The organism is Sphingopyxis sp., assembly GCF_035944815.1.
GTDB lineage: Bacteria > Pseudomonadota > Alphaproteobacteria > Sphingomonadales > Sphingomonadaceae > Sphingopyxis.
In genome coordinates, this window is sequence record NZ_DASZAU010000009.1 from 808,063 (window position 1) to 825,127 (window position 17,065).

Here is a 17,065-nt window from a genome sequence, read left to right on the forward strand (position 1 = left end):
GGCCGGAGGAAGAAGTCCGGCCGATCAGCCGCCGCCACTATAGGGCACAAATTTCCGATAGGCTACGGAATTGGCATATCCGCTATGCCAACTCCGTATATGCCCACCGGAAACAGAGGCCCGATCCCGATCGGACGAGATCAGAATTTATACTTTGCATTCAAATAATAGAAGCCGCCGGCAACCCCGAATACGCTGTGGTTGTCATAGATCAGGCCGGCGCGGGCACGGGCAGGGCCGCGACCCGGGGGGAAGATGTTGAACAGGTTGCGCGCGCCGATGCTCAGCTCGACATCCTGGATCCCCGAATAGGTCACTTCGGCATCGAACAGGGTCACCGCCTTGCGCGGCAGGAAGCTCGCGCCGTCGAGACGGCGCCACGCGCCATAATGGATCGCGCGCGCCATGAAGCCGAAATCGCCGACCTTGGTCGTGGCCGAGAAATTGCCGCGCCAGCGCGGGGTGCCGCGCTCGAACTCGGTGACGATCGCCGGGCTGAAACCCGGAGGCGGCGCGCCGCGCAGATGCTGTTCGTTATAGTTCACCGCGAGGCTGAAATCGGTCGAGGCATTGTCCGACCAGCTGTGGCGATAGGTGCTGACAAGGTCGAAACCGCGCACGCGCGTGTCCATTTCGTTCTGGAAATAGCGCACCTGCTCGATGTCGGCGCCGTTCGGGAAGTTGATCGCGGCGAGCGCGGCGCGCTCGGCAGCGGTCGTGTTCCGCGACGGGGTCAGCAGCAGACGGTCGTCGACGTCGATCTGGTAGAAGTCGAGCGTCGCGAGGAAGCCGTCGAGGCCGGTGAACACCATGCCCGCCGACATGTTGAACGAGGTTTCGGGGGTCAGCGCCTTCGACCCGAAGACCTGCGCCGCGGGCGAACCCGGGACGAGCACGGCGTCGAGGATGAAGCCGCCGACGCCGTCGAGCTGTGAGGTCAGGCTGGTGCCGAACACCTGTCCCGCCGCCGGGGCGCGGAAACCGGTGCTGACCGAACCGCGCAGCGCAAAAGCGTCGCTCAGCTCGAAGCGCGTCGAGGCCTTGTAGCTGAAATTGTCGCCGAACTGGTCGTAATCCTCGTACCGTGCGGCCGCCGACAGGTTCCACCAGGGCGTGATATCGGCGTCGATTTCGGCAAACACCGCATAGCTGTTCGAATCGAAGCTGCCGGCGAATTCGGGCGAGAAGCCCTGAAATCCGTTCGATCCGGCGGGCAGGTCCTGCAGCGGGCCGGTCGTGTAGCTCGCGACATCGCCTTCGCCGATGACATAGGTTTCCCTGCGGTGGCTGGCGCCGGCAAAGACCAGGATGTCCTTGTTCAGTTCATAGGAGACTTCGGCGTCGAACTGGACTTCGCGCTGCGTCAGCGACCCCGGCTTGAACGACGTCGGCGACTTGACGCCCATCGACGCGTTGATCGTGCCGGTGATCGTGTAATCGACGGTGTTGGTGCCATAGCGTGCCGACAGGTCCCACGTCAGCGGGCCTTCCTGATCGCGCAGGCCGACGAGCGCGCTGAAATCCTCGAGATGGCCACGGAATTCGGGCGTGAAACCGCCCGGATAGATGGCGGCGAGGTTGAACAGCTCGGGGTGCGCCGGCGACAGGTCGAACGCCGAATTGGCATAGGTGCCATGGCCGTTGAGGCCGCCGGCGGTGAAGGGCTGGCGCAGGCCAAAGGTGACCGAGCTCTTGCCCGTCATATAGTTGCCGAAGCTATAGAGCTCGAGCTCGTCGCCAAGCTCGATGCCGGCGTTCCACACCGCCTTGAACGCCATGTACCGCGGATCGAGATTGCCTTCGGGATGCTCGGGCACGCCCGGAACGCCCAGCGCCTTCAGCGCCTCGGCGCCGGCGTGCGTCGCCTTCTTGGCATAGGCCTTCGCCTGATCGGTATATTGGGCCGCGATGTTGAAATAGGCGTTGTCGCCGACCGGGACCGCGAAATGGCCCTGGATGTCGTAGGTGCGGCCTTCGCTCTCATAATATTCGCCGACCTGCGCCATGATCGAGCCGCCGCTCCGGGCCTTTTTCAGCTCCATGTTGATCACACCGGCGATCGCGTCCGAACCGTATTGCGCCGATGCGCCGTCGCGCAGCACTTCGACGCTCGACAGCGCGATCGGCGGAATGACGTTGAAATCCTGGCCCTGCGAGCCCGAGGTCGAGGCGTGGCCGGTGCCGATCTGGACGATCGAGGCGCGGTGGCGGCGCTTGCCGTTCATCAGCAGCAGCACATGGTCCGCCGGCGAGCCGCGCAGCGTCACCGGGCGCACGAAGGACGAGCCGTCATTGCCCTGCAGGCGCTGCGCGTTGAACGCGGGGACCAGCGTGCGCAACGCGTCGTTGACGTCCGAATAGCCCGTCGCGTTGATCTGTTCGGGCGAGATGACGTCGATCGCGACCGAGCTGTCGGTGATCGAGCGATCCTTGCGGCGCGTACCGATGACGACGATGTCGCTGCCGCCCTCGCTGGCTTCTGCGCCATCCGCTTCGGGCGGCGCCGACTGGGCATGCGCCATCGGCGTGATCGCGAATGCGAGCGCGGACGACAACAACAGGCGTGACACGAACTTCGACATTTTTCCCTCCTTTTGGACCCGTTTCCTCACCCGGAAATGCTGTGATTTCCGTCATGTGTCATAATTTCTAAATTTTTCCTATCATAAAAATTATTGCTCAACTAGCAAAAACTTCCTATGCAAATGGCGAGCGCTGCAGGGGCGGCCTCGCGGCGTGGACCGACGGGAGAATTTCGCTTGGGCGGCTTGAGGAAATTGTCGATGCTGGCGATCGGCATCTCGCTTTCGAATGCGGCGGTCGCGGCGCCGGCCGGCGGTGACGCCGCGGGGACCTTGTTGATCCACGCGGTCAATGTCATCGCGATCCCGGGCGAAAAGCCGCTGGGGCCGACGACATTGGTGGTTCGTGGCGGGCGAATCGCCGAAATCCTGCCGGGGCATGTCGAGCGCGCCGATGCGCGATCGATCGATCTCAAGGACCGGACGCTAATGCCCGGGCTGATCGACACCCATGTCCATTTCAGCTTCTCGCCCGAAACGAAACTCTGGTCGGCGGCGATCGACACGGCAGAGGATGTCGCGCTCTTTGCTTTTTCCAATGCGAAAAAGACGTTGGAGGCGGGCTTTACCACGGTGCGCGATGTCGGGTCCGACGGCTATTCGATCCACGCGCTGCGCGACGCGGTCAATGACGGAACGGTCGTCGGCCCGCGCATCTTCCTGTCGGGCACCTCGCTGTCGATCGTCGGCGGGCATGGCGACATGTCGGGGCTCAACCGTAAGGCGACCGAGGCGCTCTACCCCTATGATTATACCGGTGCCTGCACCGGCGCGGTCGAATGCGCGCTGCGCGTTCGCGAAGCGGCGAAATATGGCGCGGACCTGATCAAGATCACATCGACGGGCGGGATCAATTCGCAGCAGGCGCGCGGGCTCGGCCAGCATTTGAGCGACGAGGAACTGACCTCGATCGTCACCACCGCGCACGGCCTCGGTCTCAAGGTCGCGGCGCATGCGCATGGCGGCGAGGGCGTTGCCGCATCGGTGCGCGCGGGCGTCGATTCGATCGAACATGGCACCTGGCTCGACGAGGAGACGGCGAAGCTGATGGCGGCGCGCGGGACCTGGCTGGTGCCGACGCTCGGCCTGCTCGACGGGCGCAAGGAAGCCGATGCCAGCCCGGCGGTGCAGGCGAAGATGGCCGAAGCGCGCCGTGTCGCGGGGCGCAATATCCGCCTCGCGGTCCAGCATAAGGTCAAATTCGCCTTCGGTACCGACGCCGGCGTGTCGCCGCACGGGCAGAACGCCCGCCAGTTCCGGCTGATGGTCGAACAGGGGCCGATGACGCCGATGGCGGCGCTGCGCTCGGCGACGGTCGACGCCGCTGCGCTGCTGGGTCAGTCCGACAATCTCGGCACGATCGAGGTCGGCAAATATGCCGACATGATCGCCGTCGCGGGCGATCCCTATCGCGACATCACGCTGCTGGAGCATGTCTCCACCGTCATCAAGGACGGCCGCATCATCCTTCACGACGGACCGGGCGCCCCCTGATCCGGCCGCTTCGCCATCATTTCTAACGCTTTCAACGGACATCATAATGAACGCTATCGATAAATCTCTCTCCTCTTCGCCGGTTTCCGGCGCCTTTGCGGGCGAAGTCGCCGACCTGTTCGGCGAACTCGGCCTGTCGCTCGCGGGCGACCTCGGATCGGACCTTGCGGTGTTTTCGCCGATCGACGGTTCGGCGCTCGCGACGCTCGGGATGCACCGCGCCGCCGACATGGATGCGATGGTCGCCAACGCCGGCACCGCTTTCCTCGCGTGGAAACAGGTGCCCGCGCCGCATCGCGGCGAGCTGATCCGGCGTTACGGCCAGCTCGTGCGCGATCATAAGGAGGCGCTGTCGCGCCTGCTGACGATCGAGAATGGCAAGATCCTGACCGAAGCGCGCGGCGAAGTGCAGGAAGTGATCGACATCTGCGAATATGCCGTAGGCCTCTCCCGCCAGCTGTTCGGGCTGACCATCGCGTCGGAGCGCGCCGAGCACCGGCTGACCGAATATTGGCACCCGCTCGGGCCGCTCGGGCTGATCTCGGCATTCAACTTCCCCGCCGCGGTGTGGGCATGGGGGACGACCGTCGCGCTGGTCTGCGGCGACAGCGCGATCTGGAAACCGTCGGAAAAGACCCCGCTGACCGCGCTCGCTTTTGCGAAGCTGCTCCAGAAGGTTGCGGCCGATTACGAATTTGCGCCCGAACATCTGGTCCAGATCGCGATCGGCGATGCCGAATGCGGCGGTATCATCGCCGACCATCCCGGGATTTCGATCGTCAGCGCGACCGGCAGCGTGCGTATGGGGCAGGATGTCGGCGTGCGCATCCAGCGCCGCTTCGGCCGCTCGGTCCTCGAACTCGGCGGCAACAATGCCGCGATCGTCGCGCCGAGCGCCGATATCGGGCTCGCGCTGCGCGGCACGATCTTCGCTGCGACGGGCACCTGCGGCCAGCGCTGCACGACGCTGCGCCGCCTGATCGTCCACGACAGCATCCGCGCCGATTTCGTGAAGCGGCTGATCGCGACCGCCGCGACGCTCCATGTCGGCAGCCCGCTCGACGATGCGACGCACGTCGGCCCGCTGATCGACAAGGCAGCGTTCGACGGGATGCAGCGCGCGCTCGACCGCGCGCGCAGCGAGGGCGGCACCGTCCATGGCGGCGAACGGATCGAGGTCGCGGGAACGCCCGACGCCTATTATGTCCGTCCCGCGATCGTCGAGATGCCCGCGCAGAGCGAAATCGTTCGCGAAGAAACCTTCGCGCCGATCCTCTATGTCCTGTCCTATGCGGATATCGATGAGGCGATCGCGCTCCAGAATGGCGTGCCGCAGGGCCTGTCGTCGTGCATCTTCACCAATGACGTACGCGAGGCCGAGCGCTTCCAGTCGGCGACGGGCAGCGACTGCGGCATCGTCAACGTCAACATCGGCACGAGCGGGGCCGAAATCGGCGGGGCCTTCGGCGGCGAGAAGGTGACCGGCGGCGGCCGTGTGTCGGGCTCCGACAGCTGGAAGAATTATATGCGCCGCGTTACCGCGACGGTGAATTATTCGACCTCGCTCCCGCTTGCGCAGGGTGTGAAGTTCGACCTCGATATCGATTGAAGACATTGCAGGCATGATTTGTTTCGGAAGAGGATATAAAATGAACCCCAGGCATTTGAAATTGCTGGCATCGGCCGCGCTGCTGCTGATCGCCGCTCCCGTTCCGGCGTTCGCGCAGGAAGGCAGCTTTCAGGGCACCTCGCTGCTCGGCCAGCCGATGGTGACCGCGCCCTCGCGCAACGCGAACGTCGCGGCGACCGAGACGCTCGAACGCGCCGCGCGCGACGCCAAGGCGGCGTATGAGGCGAACATGACCGTCGACAGCGCGACCTGGTACGGCCGCATCCTTTTCTATCAGGGCTATACGAAGGAATCGGCGGCGGTTTACGATCAGGCGCTGAAGCGGTTCCCCAATTCGGGCAAGCTGCTGCGCCACCGCGCGCATCGCCATTTCTCGCTGCGCGAATTCGACAAGTCGATCGAACTCGGGCTGAAGGCAGCGAAGCTCTACGAGAACCAGCCGCTCGAACGCGAAAAGCCGGGCCCGGATTATTTCCCGGGCGACCCCGATGTCGTGCAATATTATCTCTATTACCATCTCGGCCAGGCCTATTTCGGCAAGCATGATTTCGACAATGCCGCAAAATGGTTCGCCAAATCCGCCGAATCGGCGGCCTTCACGCACGACGTCGAGGCGCGCACGGCGAACACCTATTGGGAATATCTGTCGCTCGCGCGCGCCGGCAATCTTCGCGAGGCGCAAAAGCTGCTCGACGATTATGACCTGACGCTGTTCGAAGTGCATCCGAAGGGCGGGTCGGACACCTATTTCGACGGCATCCAGCTGTTCAAGGGCAACCGCGCCGCCGACAGCTTCTTCAGCGACAAGGACAGCGGCCGCGCCTTCGCCACCGCCGACGGGGTCGCCGCGTCGACCGCCTACAGCCTCGCCAACTATTATATCCTGAGCGGCGAGCCCCAAAAGGCGAAGCCCTGGCTCAAGCGTTCGATCAATGTCGACAGCTGGAGCTTCTTCGCGCGGATCCAGGCGGAGGCCGACTGGCTGCTGCTGTTCCCGAACGAAAAGCCCTGAACGGACCATCGAACGGACGCACAGGGGTGAGCGGCGGACCCGGATGACCGGGCCGGATATTTGGGAGACGCATCGTGAGTAACTGGACCCGCCGCAAACCCCTTGTGCCGCCCGGTGAACGCAGCGCCGACGCGCTGCCGCCGAGCCTGTCCTGGCCGCAGCTGATGGCGATGGGCGTCGGCGCGATCATCGGCACCGGCATCCTCACGCTGATCGGCGTCGGCGTCGATCGCGCGGGGCCGGCGGTCCTGATCTCCTTCGCGATCGCGGGTGCGGTCTGCGCCTGCGCGGCGCTCGCCTACGCCGAGCTGTCGGCGATGATGCCCGCGGCGGGCAGCGCCTACAGCTATTCCTACGCCGGGCTCGGCGAGGTTTTCGCCTGGGTCGTCGGCTGGAGCCTGATCCTCGAATATTCGCTTGTCGTCTCGACCGTCGCGGTCGGCTGGTCGGGCTATGCCTCGCCGCTATTGATGGGGATCGGCTTTCCCGAGGCGCTGACGCGCGGGCCCGAACTCGGCGGGCTGATCAACCTTCCCGCGGTCGTCATCATCGCTGTCGTCACCGGGCTGCTGCTGCTGGGCACCCGCGAAAGCGCGCGCATCAATGCGGTCCTCGTCGCCGTGAAGATCGTCACATTGCTGCTCTTCGTCGGCTATACCTTGCCTTATTTCGACGCCGCCAACCTCGATCCGTTCATGCCCTATGGCTATGCCGCGCATGTCGATGGCGAGGGCGTCCAGCGCGGGGTGATGGCGGCCGCCGCGATCATCTTTTTCGCCTTCTACGGCTTCGATGCGATTTCGACCGCGGCCGAAGAAACGAAGCGTCCGGCGCGCGACCTGCCGATCGCGATCATCGGTTCGATGGCGGCGTGCACGCTGATCTACATGCTCGTCGCCGCGGCCGCGGTGGGCGCAACGCCATTCGCCAACTTTGCCGACAGCCCCGAACCGCTGGCGCTGATCCTGCGCTCGATCGGGCAGGGCGGTATCGCGCAGATCGTCGCAACGACCGCGGTCGTCGCGCTGCCGACGGTGCTGCTCGCCTTCCTCTACGGGCAAAGCCGCATCTTCCTTGCGATGGCGCGCGACGGCTTCCTGCCCCGGCGCCTCGCGCATATCTCGGGGCGGGGGACGCCGACACGTATCACGCTGCTGACCGCGGCGATCGTCGCGATCCTCGCCGGGTTGCTTCCGATCGGAAAGGTCGCGGCGCTTGCCAATGCCGGGACGTTGATCGCCTTCATCGCGGTCGGGGTCTGCCTGCTCGTCCTGCGCCGCTGCGCGCCCGACGCGCCGCGCCCGTTCCGGCTTCGCTGGGCGTGGCCGGTCGGGCTCGGCACGATCGGCGGCTGCCTCTATCTCTTCTTCAGCCTGCCTGCCGAAACATTGCTCTGGTGCCTCGTCTGGAACCTGATCGGCCTGGGCATCTATGCGGTTTACGGACAGCGCCGCAGCCGGCTGGATCAGGCCTAGCCGCGCCCGCGGCGGGTCCCATAGTCGATCCGGATCCGGACCCACGCGCCGACCTGCGACTTGCCGCCGATCCGCGGCGGGCGCACCTTGAACTGCCAGGCCGCCGCCAGCACCGCGCGGTTGATCTGCGAACCGTTCGGATATTCGTCGAGCGCGACGCAATCCTCGACGCGGTAATCGGGCGCGGTGCGGCAGGCGATCAGCCCCCAGCCGGGCCCGCTCGCGGTCGACAGGTAACCGCGCAGCTCGGCATCGCTCGGTTCGCGGTACCAGCTCGCCGCATAGAGCGCCTCGCCGTTCGGCGCGGTTCCCACGCGTTCCGAATCGCGGAAGGATGAGGAGGGGCTGCCGCCGATATTCGGCGGGCCATAGACGCGCCCGCTCGGCGGACGCGGCGCGGCGGGCGGGGGCGGCGGCGCGGCGCTCGGCGGCGGGATCGTCGGCGCGGCCGCCGGCGCCGGGGTCGGCGGGGGAGGCGGCGTGGGGGCGGGCGCGGCGGGCTGCGGCGGCGCGACCCTCTCGTCGCTTGGTTCGGGCTGCGTGCTCTTGGGCGCCGGGGCCGGCTCGGGCGCGCCGGCCGCCTCGATGCTCACCACGCTCATGCTCTCCTGCTTGTGCACGGGCGGCGGTTCGAGCCGGAACGACAGCAGCAGGACGAGCATCAGCGCCGGGATCAGCAGCGACAGGCCGATGGCGAGCGCGCGGCGGCCCACCCCGATGTTGAGCTGTTCGACGTGGGAAGTGGCTGGAACGGGGTTCAGCGGAAACAATCTTTGGTGAAAGGCGCGCGCCGGTCGAGCTGCCTGGAACAGGATCGGCGTGGGATAATGGCGCGCCCGGGCTTTGACAAGCACGCGCGCCGCCCGTCCGGCCCAGGGTCTCAGATCAGCTGCCGCCGGCGCCGCCACCAGAGCTTCAGGCCGCTGAGGCAGAGCCACAGCGTCACACCGCCTCCGGCAAGTACGAGCAGGCGCCCGGCAAGGCCAAAGGCTTTCCCCGAATGGAGCGGATATTGCCAGGCAAAGAACTGGTCGCCCGCGGTCGTGCCATTGTCGTGGCGCGTGCCGACGATCCGCCCGTCGGCCATCGCGACATAGGTCCACAGCCGCCCTTGGTCGTCGCGGTCGCGCGCGTCGAAGGTGCGGACGGCATAGACGCCATGGTCGGGAAAGATGCGGACGCTATGGACGGGCTCGCCGCTTGTGCCGGTGACGCGTCCGATTGCGGCGTCGACGTCGATCGCCGGCGGCGCTTCGGGCACGTCGGCCATGTTTTCATGCAGGCGCCCGGTGATCGGCGAGACGAGCGCGACGGCTTCGCGGCTGTCGTCGGGCCAGGCGAGCGTGACGCCGGTGACGGCGAGAACCAGCGTCACCGGCAGGAACCAGAGCCCCCATGCGCGGTGCGAATCGAACAGGCGCTTCAGGCTGCCGCGACGCCCCTCGGTCCGGAAAGCGCGCAGCCACTGCATGCCCTTCGGAAAGGAGAGCGCGACCGCGACGCCATGGTCGATCACCCACAGCAGCGAGACGAGCCCGAAGAACCACATCATCCACGGCCCCGCGAGCAGGTCGATATGGAGGCCGTAGAGCACGTCCATCGCATGCCGCCGGTCGAATTTGATCGCGCCGCTCTCGCGCCAGCCGAGGATCGATCCGTCGCGCGGGTCGGCGAAGACCTGGATCGGGCGCGGCGCGCCGTCGACGGGCGCGCGGCCCATCAGCCACAGGCTGTCGCCCGCATGCCCCGGCAGCTCGATCATGTTCGGCGCGAAGCCGGGCAGCGCGCGTTCGGCCGCCTTGACGGCGACGTCGATCGGCGCGGACGTGTCCGAGGCCGGAACCGTTCGCCAGTCGGCATTCAGCGCAGTATCGAGTTCGTCGTAGAAAGTGACCGCGATGCCCGTCGCCGCGAGCAGCGCGAGCCACAGCGCGGCGATAAGCCCGAACCAGCGGTGCCACAGCTTCAGGGCGTGGCGCGGCCGCCGACGGACGGCCGCGCGCGCCATCAGAAGCGGACAGACGCGGTCAGGCGGACGTTGCGGCCCGGTTCGGGCAGGCCCGACACGATCGCATAGTCGGGCAGGCCGAGCTGGCCGTAATCGGCGACGCTGGCATGCGCGATATAGCGCTTGTCGAACAAGTTGTAGACGGCGGCCTGCAATTCGAGCCGGTCCGTCCCGAACGGACGCCAGCTGCCGAACAGGTCGACCGTCGTATAACCGGGCTTGTCGATGAACTGCGTCTCCGAAATATCGTCGGGATAGAGCTGCACTTCGCGGAACAGCACCTCGATATTGTTGAGGTCTTCATAGCGCGTCAGGCTGGCGCGGAAATTGAAATAGTCGCTCGGCTGGAAACCCGCGGTCACCGCCCAGTTGTCGCCCATCGAATTGCCCAGCGCGATATGCTCATAACCCTCGATCCGGTTGCCGTTCAGGCGCGAATCATAATGGTTGTAATAGGCGTCGATGCTGAACGGCCCGGTGCGATAACCCGCGCGAAGTTCGATACCCTTCGATTTGAACTTGCCGACATTTTCATAATAGACCGCGTCCTGGATCGGCTGCGACGCATCGCGGCCGAGCTGGTCGAGGATGAGGTTCTTGATCGTCATCTCGTAATAGACCGCCGACGCGGTGAAGCCGCCGAGGTCGTATTTCACGCCGCCCTCGAGATTGTCGACGCGCTCGGGGCGCAGCGTCGGTGACAGCGACAGGCGGCCGGGGCGCTTTTCGAGCGTGAAGGCGTCGCCGATTTCCTTGCCGCGGAACGCCTCGGCAAAACCGGCATTGAGGCTGAGGCCGGGGAGGATTTCGAACTCGGCGCCGATATTGAAGCTGAGGCCATCGCTCTGGGTGCCCGTGCGATAGGTCTTCTGGTCGAGGTCATAGGCATCGTACCGCGCGCCGAAGCTGATCAGCAACGGATCGGCGACGCGCCAATGATCCTGGACATAGACCCCCATCAGCGAGCCTTTTTCGGTGAAGCGGCCGATATTGGGATCCCACGCCCAGTCCTGCCACATCGCGGGGGCGCCAAGATATTCGCTCGTCACGCGGTCGCGGCGATGTTCGGCGCCGACGGTGATGTCGTGGTTCGCGATGGCGAGCTTCGCGCGGACGTCAAAGCCATAGGTTTCGATCTCGGCGCCATAAAGGCCCCAGCGGTCATAACGGTCCTGCGTGAAGTTGGTCCGCGTCCAATACCCCGTCGCCTCGATGCCGACGCCGCTATCACCCTCGAAACCATAGTTCAGGATGGCGGTCTGGCGCTTGCCCTTCGCCTCGAACAATCGGTCGCCGGCGAGCACCGGCCAGTTCGGGCGCTGGCCGAAACGGCCGCTTTCGCGGCGCTGTTCATAGCTTGCGGTGATACGGTGCCCGCCGCCGAGCTCGCCGCCGACCTTGACGAAGCCAAGGTTCTGCTCGGCGCCCGTCGCAAGCTGGCGCACGCCGTCGCCATCCTTGTACGGATCGCGGTTCACATGGACGTAGGAGGCGAGGATGCCGATGTCGCCCACGATGCGGCCGTAGACCGTGCCGCTCAACTTGTAGCCGTCGTTGCTGAACCAGCCCGCCTTGGCGATGCCGCCGATGTCGCGGCCGTCCTGCAGCATGTCGACCGCGTTGCGCGTGCGGAAACGGATCGCGCCGCCGACCGCGCCGAATCCTGCGGTCGCTTCGCCCGGACCGGCCTGTACGTCGACGGTTTCGAGGATTTCGGGTTCGATCGTCACGCGGCCGATATGGTGGAACAGCGTGCCGCGCTGCGGTGCGCCGTCGATCGTGACGTTGAGCAGCGAATCCTCGAGCCCGCGGACATAGATTTTCTGGGCGAGGCCGACGCCGCCACCGACCGACACCGACGGCACGCCGCGGAACAGGTCGGCGAGGTCATTTGCCTGCAGGACTTCGATTTCCTCGCGGTCGATCTCGACGTCGGTCAGTGCGCCGACGACGACGATGTCGCCCGCGGCTTCGCTTTCCTGTGCTTGTGCGGCGTGGCTGGCCAGCGCGAGCATGGCCGTGCCGGCGGTCAGGATCGTCGTGCGAATTGTCATGGAGGCCCCCGAAAAATGGATATCGGGGGCGCCCTAATCGCTATTGCGAACCAATGTCAATAATCCCGAGCGCGGAAACCGTCAGTCGATGGTGCTTGCAAGCTCGCGGTTGAGCCACAGCGCGACGAGCGTGACGATCGCGCCCGACAGCAGGTATCCGCCCGCGGCGATCAGCCCGTACTGGCTCGACAGCCACAGCGCGATCATCGGCGCGAAGCCGGCGCCGAACAGCCAGGCAAGGTCCGAGGTGAAGGCCGAGCCGGTGTAGCGGTGGCGCGGCTGGAAGTTCGACGACAGCGCGCCCGACGACTGGCCGAACGACAGGCCGAGGAGGATGAAGCCGAGGATCATGAAAGTCGCTTCGCCAAATTCGCCGGCGTCGAGCAGCTGCGGTGCGAAACCGCTGAACGCCGCGATCGCGGCGGCGGTGACGCCGAGCAGCGTGCGGCGCCCGATGCGGTCGGCGAGGATACCCGACGCGACGATCGCGCCGACGCCGACGACCGCGGCGATCGCTTCGATCATCAGGAAGCGCACAGGGGTTTCTTCGGTGAACAGGAACACCCACGACAGCGGATAGACGGTGACCATGTGGAACATCGCAAAGCTCGCGAGCGGCGCGAAGGTGCCGATGACGATCGTCTTCCATTCCGACCGCAGTGTTTCGAGCAGCGGCGCCGGCTGGAGCGCGCGGTTCTCGAACAATTCGGCATATTCGGGGGTCACGACGATGCGCAGCCGCGCGAACAGCGCGACGACGTTGATCGCAAAGGCGACGAAGAAGGGATAGCGCCAGCCCCAGGCGAGGAAATCCTCCGCGGGCAGCGCTGCGATCAGGAACATGAACAGCAGGCTGGCGACGATCAGGCCGAGCGGCGCGCCGAGCTGCGGGATCATCGCGTACCAGCCGCGCTTCTTCTCCGGCGCGTTGATCGCGAGCAGCGAGGCGAGACCGTCCCACGACCCGCCGAGCGCGACGCCCTGTCCCATGCGGAACAGCGCGAGCAGCAGCGCCGCGCCGATGCCGATCGATTCATATCCGGGCAGGAAGGCGATGGCGGCGGTCGACCCGCCGAGCAGGAACAGTGCGATGGTGAGCTTCGCGCCGCGGCCATAGGCGCGGTCTATCGCGGTGAAGATGATCGTTCCGACTGGGCGCGAGACGAAGGCGAGGGCGAAGATCGCGAACGACCAGAGCGTGCCCGTCAGCGGGTCGAGATGCGGAAAGACGAGCTTCGGGAAAACCAGCACCGACGCGATGGCATAGACGAAGAAGTCGAAGAATTCGGACGTGCGGCCGATGATGACGCCGATCGCGATTTCGGCGGGGTCGATGCGGTGGCTGCCCCCATCCTCGCTTGCACCGTGGAGGGCGCGGGCGTCGCGTTCGGCCTCGGTCGTGGGCACAGTATCGGCAGCCATGGTAACAATCCTTGAGCTGGCGCCGTTCGCAGGACAGGATGCGGCGGCACGAGTCGGTCATAGGGCAAAATCGCCCGGAATGAAAATGCCCCTGCGCGATGATGAGCGGTCGCGGGATTGGACAAAATGTCCTATGTGCAGTGCAACAAAGGAGGCCTAGGCGCGCATCATGCCAAGCAATCTCCCTCGTTTTCCCGTCCGGTTGCGGCTCCTGCCGCTGCTCGCCGCGCTGCCCCTTTTGTCGGGCTGCGGGCTGGTCGTGCTCGATCCCGCCGGCGACGTCGCGCGCCAGCAGGGCGACCTGATCGTCCTGTCGACCGTGCTGATGCTGCTGATCATCGTGCCGGTGATGGCGCTGACGATCTTCTTCGCGTGGAAATATCGCGCGTCGAACAAGGAGGCGACCTACAAGCCCGACTGGGACCATTCGACGCAGCTCGAGCTCGTCATCTGGTCGGCGCCGCTGCTCATCATCATCTGCCTCGGCGCGGTAACGTGGGTCGCGACGCACCTGCTCGATCCCTATCGCCCGCTCGCGCGCACCGGCCCCGGCCAGCCCGTCGCGGCGGAGGTCAAGCCGCTCGACGTGCAGGTCGTCGCGCTCGACTGGAAATGGCTGTTCATCTACCCCGAACAGGGGGTCGCGACGGTGAACGAGCTGGCCTTGCCAGTGAACCGGCCGGTCCGCTTCCGCATCTCCTCCTCGTCGGTGATGAACAGCTTTTACGTGCCCGCACTCGCGGGGCAGATCTACGCGATGCCCGGCATGGAAACCAAGCTGCACGGCGTGTTCGACAAGACCGGCAATTACGAAGGCTTCTCGGCCAATTATTCGGGCTGGGGCTTTTCGAACATGCGCTTCGCGGTGAAGAGCCTGCCCGCGGGCGAGTTCGACAAATGGGTCGCGGCAACCAAGGCGTCGGCCGAAGGCGACCTCAGCCGCGATGCCTATCTGAAACTCGAAAAGCCGACACACAAGGAACCCGTACGCCGCTTCGCCGCGAGCGACCCGCAACTGTTCGACGCGGTCGTCAACATGTGCGTCGAGCCCGGCAAGATGTGCATGCACGACATGATGGCGCTCGATGCCGCGGGCGGCGCGGGCATCGCGGGCATCGGCAATGTCCGGCAGGTCACCTATGACAAGTTCGCCGCGCGCGGCACCGTCGACGCCGCGCGCTGGAGCATGCGCTATGTCGCCGCGCTCTGCAGCTCGCCGGTGATGTCGAACGACCGCCCCGACGCGGCGCCGGTCGCGCCCGAGAAACTGAAGGGCGAGGGGCTTCCGCACCCGTCCAAGCCTGAACGCACGGCGCTGCGTGCACCCGCCGCCGCCGAACGCCCGCTGTCCTGAAGAAGCCCGAGATCACCATGACCATCCCGCATCCCGCACCCGAAACCGGTCCGATCCTCGGCAAGCTGTCGCTCGAGGCGCTGCCGCTGCACGAGCCGATCCTCGTCGTCACCTTCATCGGCGTCGTCCTTGGCGGCATCGCCGTGCTCGGCCTGATCACCAAATTCCGCCTCTGGGGTTATTTGTGGAAGGAATGGTTCACCACCGTCGACCACAAGCGCATCGGGATCATGTACATGATCCTCGGCCTCATCATGTTCCTGCGCGGTTTTGCCGACGCGATCATGATGCGGTTGCAGCAGGCGATGGCGTTCGGCGGATCCGAGGGTTATCTGACCCCGCACCATTATGACCAGGTGTTCACCGCGCACGGCGTGATCATGATCTTCTTCGTCGCGATGCCGTTCATCACCGGCCTGATGAACTATGTCGTGCCGCTGCAGATCGGCGCGCGCGACGTCAGCTTTCCTTTCCTCAACAATTTCAGCTTCTGGATGACGACGTCGGGCGCGGTGCTGACGATGATCTCGCTGTTCGTCGGCGAATATGCCCAGACCGGCTGGCTCGCCTATCCGCCTTTGTCGGGGATCGCTTACAGTCCGAATGTCGGCGTCGACTATTATATCTGGGGCCTGCAGATAGCCGGCGTCGGCACTACCCTGTCGGGGATCAACCTGGTCGTCACGATCCTGAAGCTGCGCGCGCCGGGCATGGGGCTGATGAAGATGCCCGTCTTCACCTGGACCTCGCTCTGCTCGAACATCCTGATCGTCGCCAGCTTCCCGATCCTCACCGCGACGCTCGTGCTTTTGAGCCTTGACCGCTATGTCGGCACCAATTTCTTCACCAACGATCTCGGCGGATCGCCGATGATGTATGTGAACCTGATCTGGATCTGGGGCCATCCCGAGGTTTACATCCTCGTGCTGCCGCTGTTCGGCGTCTTCTCCGAAGTCACCTCGACCTTCTCGGGCAAAAGGCTCTTCGGTTATACCTCGATGGTCTATGCGACGGTGTGCATCACCATCCTGTCGTACATCGTATGGCTGCACCACTTCTTCACCATGGGATCGGGCGCCAGCGTCAACAGCTTCTTCGGCATCACGACGATGGTGATCTCGATCCCCACGGGGGCCAAGCTCTTCAACTGGCTCTTCACCATGTATCGCGGCCGCATCCGCTTCGAACTTCCGATGATGTGGACGATCGCCTTCATGCTGACCTTCGTCATCGGCGGCATGACCGGCGTGCTGCTCGCGGTGCCGCCCGCCGACTTCGTGCTGCACAACTCGCTGTTCCTGATCGCCCACTTCCATAACGTGATCATTGGCGGCGTCTTGTTCGGCCTGTTCGCGGCGATCAATTACTGGTGGCCCAAGGCGTTCGGTTACAAGCTCGACGTTTTCTGGGGCAAGGTCAGCTTCTGGTGCTGGGTCGTCGGTTTCTGGGTCGCCTTCACGCCGCTCTATATCCTCGGCCTGATGGGCGTGACGCGGCGCATGCGCGTGTTCGACGACCCGAGCCTGCAAATCTGGTTCGTGATTGCCGGCATCGGCGCGCTGATCGTCGCGGCGGGCATCGGTGCGATGCTGGTCCAGTTTGCGGTGAGCATCTGGCGCCGCAAGGAATTGCGCGACATGACGGGCGGCGATCCATGGGACGGCCGCACGCTCGAATGGGCGACCAGTTCGCCGCCGCCCGACTATAATTTCGCCTTCACGCCGGTGATCCACGACCTCGACGCCTGGTACGACATGAAGTCGCGCGGGCATCAGCGTCCCGTCGATGGCTATCGCGACATCCATATGCCGAGCAACACCGGTACGGGGATGATCCTGTCGGGCTTCTGCCTCGTCATGGGCTTTGCGCTCGTCTGGCATATCTGGTGGCTCGTCGCTTTGAGCTTCGTCGCGACGATCGCCGGCGCGATCTATCACACCTTCAACTACAAGCGCGATTTCGACATCCCGGCGGCCACGGTCACCGCGGTCGAGGACGCGCGGACCCGCCAGCTGGCGGCCGGAGCCTGATCCG

Annotated in this window: 11 protein-coding genes; 6 read left to right on the forward strand and 5 right to left on the reverse strand. The window is 65.3% G+C overall.

The annotated features are described in order from the left end of the window. Positions 1–140: 140 nt before the first annotated feature. A complete protein-coding gene (locus VGU00_RS14485; RefSeq protein WP_327469643.1) occupies positions 141–2,582 on the reverse strand; it encodes a TonB-dependent receptor in 2,442 nt (813 codons plus the stop codon). 201 nt (positions 2,583–2,783) lie between these two features. On the opposite strand from VGU00_RS14485, the gene VGU00_RS14490 reads away from it, so the two are divergent. From VGU00_RS14490 to VGU00_RS14505, 4 genes are all read left to right on the forward strand, one after another. Then, positions 2,784–4,076, forward strand: a complete 1,293-nt coding sequence (locus VGU00_RS14490; protein WP_327469645.1) for an amidohydrolase family protein — start codon at positions 2,784–2,786, stop codon at positions 4,074–4,076. A 46-nt stretch (positions 4,077–4,122) separates the two neighbouring features. Then, positions 4,123–5,685: an aldehyde dehydrogenase family protein gene (locus VGU00_RS14495; RefSeq protein WP_327469647.1), complete on the forward strand. Its 1,563-nt coding sequence runs from the start codon at positions 4,123–4,125 to the stop codon at positions 5,683–5,685. A 40-nt stretch (positions 5,686–5,725) separates the two neighbouring features. Further along, positions 5,726–6,718 carry a hypothetical protein gene (locus VGU00_RS14500; RefSeq protein WP_327469649.1) on the forward strand — a complete coding sequence of 331 codons (993 nt, stop codon included), beginning with the start codon at positions 5,726–5,728 and terminating at the stop codon, positions 6,716–6,718. Between the two features lie 74 nt (positions 6,719–6,792). Continuing rightward, the gene (locus VGU00_RS14505; RefSeq protein WP_327469651.1) at positions 6,793–8,193 is read left to right on the forward strand and encodes an amino acid permease; all 1,401 of its coding nucleotides are present in this window, start codon (positions 6,793–6,795) and stop codon (positions 8,191–8,193) included. On the opposite strand, the gene VGU00_RS14510 is transcribed toward VGU00_RS14505, so the two are convergent. The 4 genes from VGU00_RS14510 to VGU00_RS14525 form a co-directional block, all read right to left on the reverse strand. Continuing rightward, positions 8,190–9,047 (reverse strand): hypothetical protein, encoded by an 858-nt coding sequence (locus tag VGU00_RS14510; protein ID WP_327469653.1) that lies wholly within the window; start codon positions 9,045–9,047, stop codon positions 8,190–8,192. The genes VGU00_RS14505 and VGU00_RS14510 overlap by 4 nt on opposite strands. A gap of 26 nt (positions 9,048–9,073) precedes the next feature. Then, on the reverse strand, positions 9,074–10,201 hold the full coding sequence (locus VGU00_RS14515) for a PepSY-associated TM helix domain-containing protein (RefSeq protein WP_327469655.1): 1,128 nt from the start codon (positions 10,199–10,201) through the stop codon (positions 9,074–9,076). Next, the gene (locus tag VGU00_RS14520) at positions 10,201–12,255 is read right to left on the reverse strand and encodes a TonB-dependent receptor domain-containing protein (protein ID WP_327469657.1); all 2,055 of its coding nucleotides are present in this window, start codon (positions 12,253–12,255) and stop codon (positions 10,201–10,203) included. Before VGU00_RS14520 ends, VGU00_RS14515 begins: the two co-directional genes overlap by 1 nt. An 81-nt stretch (positions 12,256–12,336) precedes the next feature. Beyond that, complete coding sequence (locus VGU00_RS14525; RefSeq protein ID WP_327469659.1) at positions 12,337–13,677, reverse strand: MFS transporter; 1,341 nt, start codon at positions 13,675–13,677, stop codon at positions 12,337–12,339. 169 nt (positions 13,678–13,846) lie between these two features. Here VGU00_RS14525 and cyoA point away from each other — a divergent pair, with 169 nt between their 5' ends. Together cyoA and cyoB are read left to right on the forward strand one after the other, a co-directional pair. Next, positions 13,847–15,031: a ubiquinol oxidase subunit II gene (gene cyoA / locus VGU00_RS14530; RefSeq protein ID WP_327469661.1), complete on the forward strand. Its 1,185-nt coding sequence runs from the start codon at positions 13,847–13,849 to the stop codon at positions 15,029–15,031. Between the two features lie 17 nt (positions 15,032–15,048). Next, positions 15,049–17,061, forward strand: a complete 2,013-nt coding sequence (cyoB, locus tag VGU00_RS14535; protein ID WP_327469662.1) for a cytochrome o ubiquinol oxidase subunit I — start codon at positions 15,049–15,051, stop codon at positions 17,059–17,061. The last annotated feature ends 4 nt before the right edge of the window (positions 17,062–17,065 follow it).

Excerpts from the sequence above, each read along its gene's own strand:
- VGU00_RS14485 (WP_327469643.1), bottom strand. The coding sequence starts at position 2,582 with ATGTCGAAGTTCGTGTCACGCCTGTTGTTGTCGTCCGCGCTCGCATTC.
- VGU00_RS14490 (WP_327469645.1), top strand. The coding sequence starts at position 2,784 with ATGCTGGCGATCGGCATCTCGCTTTCGAATGCGGCGGTCGCGGCGCCG.
- VGU00_RS14495 (WP_327469647.1), top strand. The coding sequence starts at position 4,123 with ATGAACGCTATCGATAAATCTCTCTCCTCTTCGCCGGTTTCCGGCGCC.
- VGU00_RS14500 (WP_327469649.1), top strand. The coding sequence starts at position 5,726 with ATGAACCCCAGGCATTTGAAATTGCTGGCATCGGCCGCGCTGCTGCTG.
- VGU00_RS14515 (WP_327469655.1), bottom strand. The coding sequence starts at position 10,201 with ATGGCGCGCGCGGCCGTCCGTCGGCGGCCGCGCCACGCCCTGAAGCTG.
- VGU00_RS14520 (WP_327469657.1), bottom strand. The coding sequence starts at position 12,255 with ATGACAATTCGCACGACGATCCTGACCGCCGGCACGGCCATGCTCGCG.
- VGU00_RS14525 (WP_327469659.1), bottom strand. The coding sequence starts at position 13,677 with ATGGCTGCCGATACTGTGCCCACGACCGAGGCCGAACGCGACGCCCGC.
- cyoA (WP_327469661.1), top strand. The coding sequence starts at position 13,847 with ATGCCAAGCAATCTCCCTCGTTTTCCCGTCCGGTTGCGGCTCCTGCCG.
- cyoB (WP_327469662.1), top strand. The coding sequence starts at position 15,049 with ATGACCATCCCGCATCCCGCACCCGAAACCGGTCCGATCCTCGGCAAG.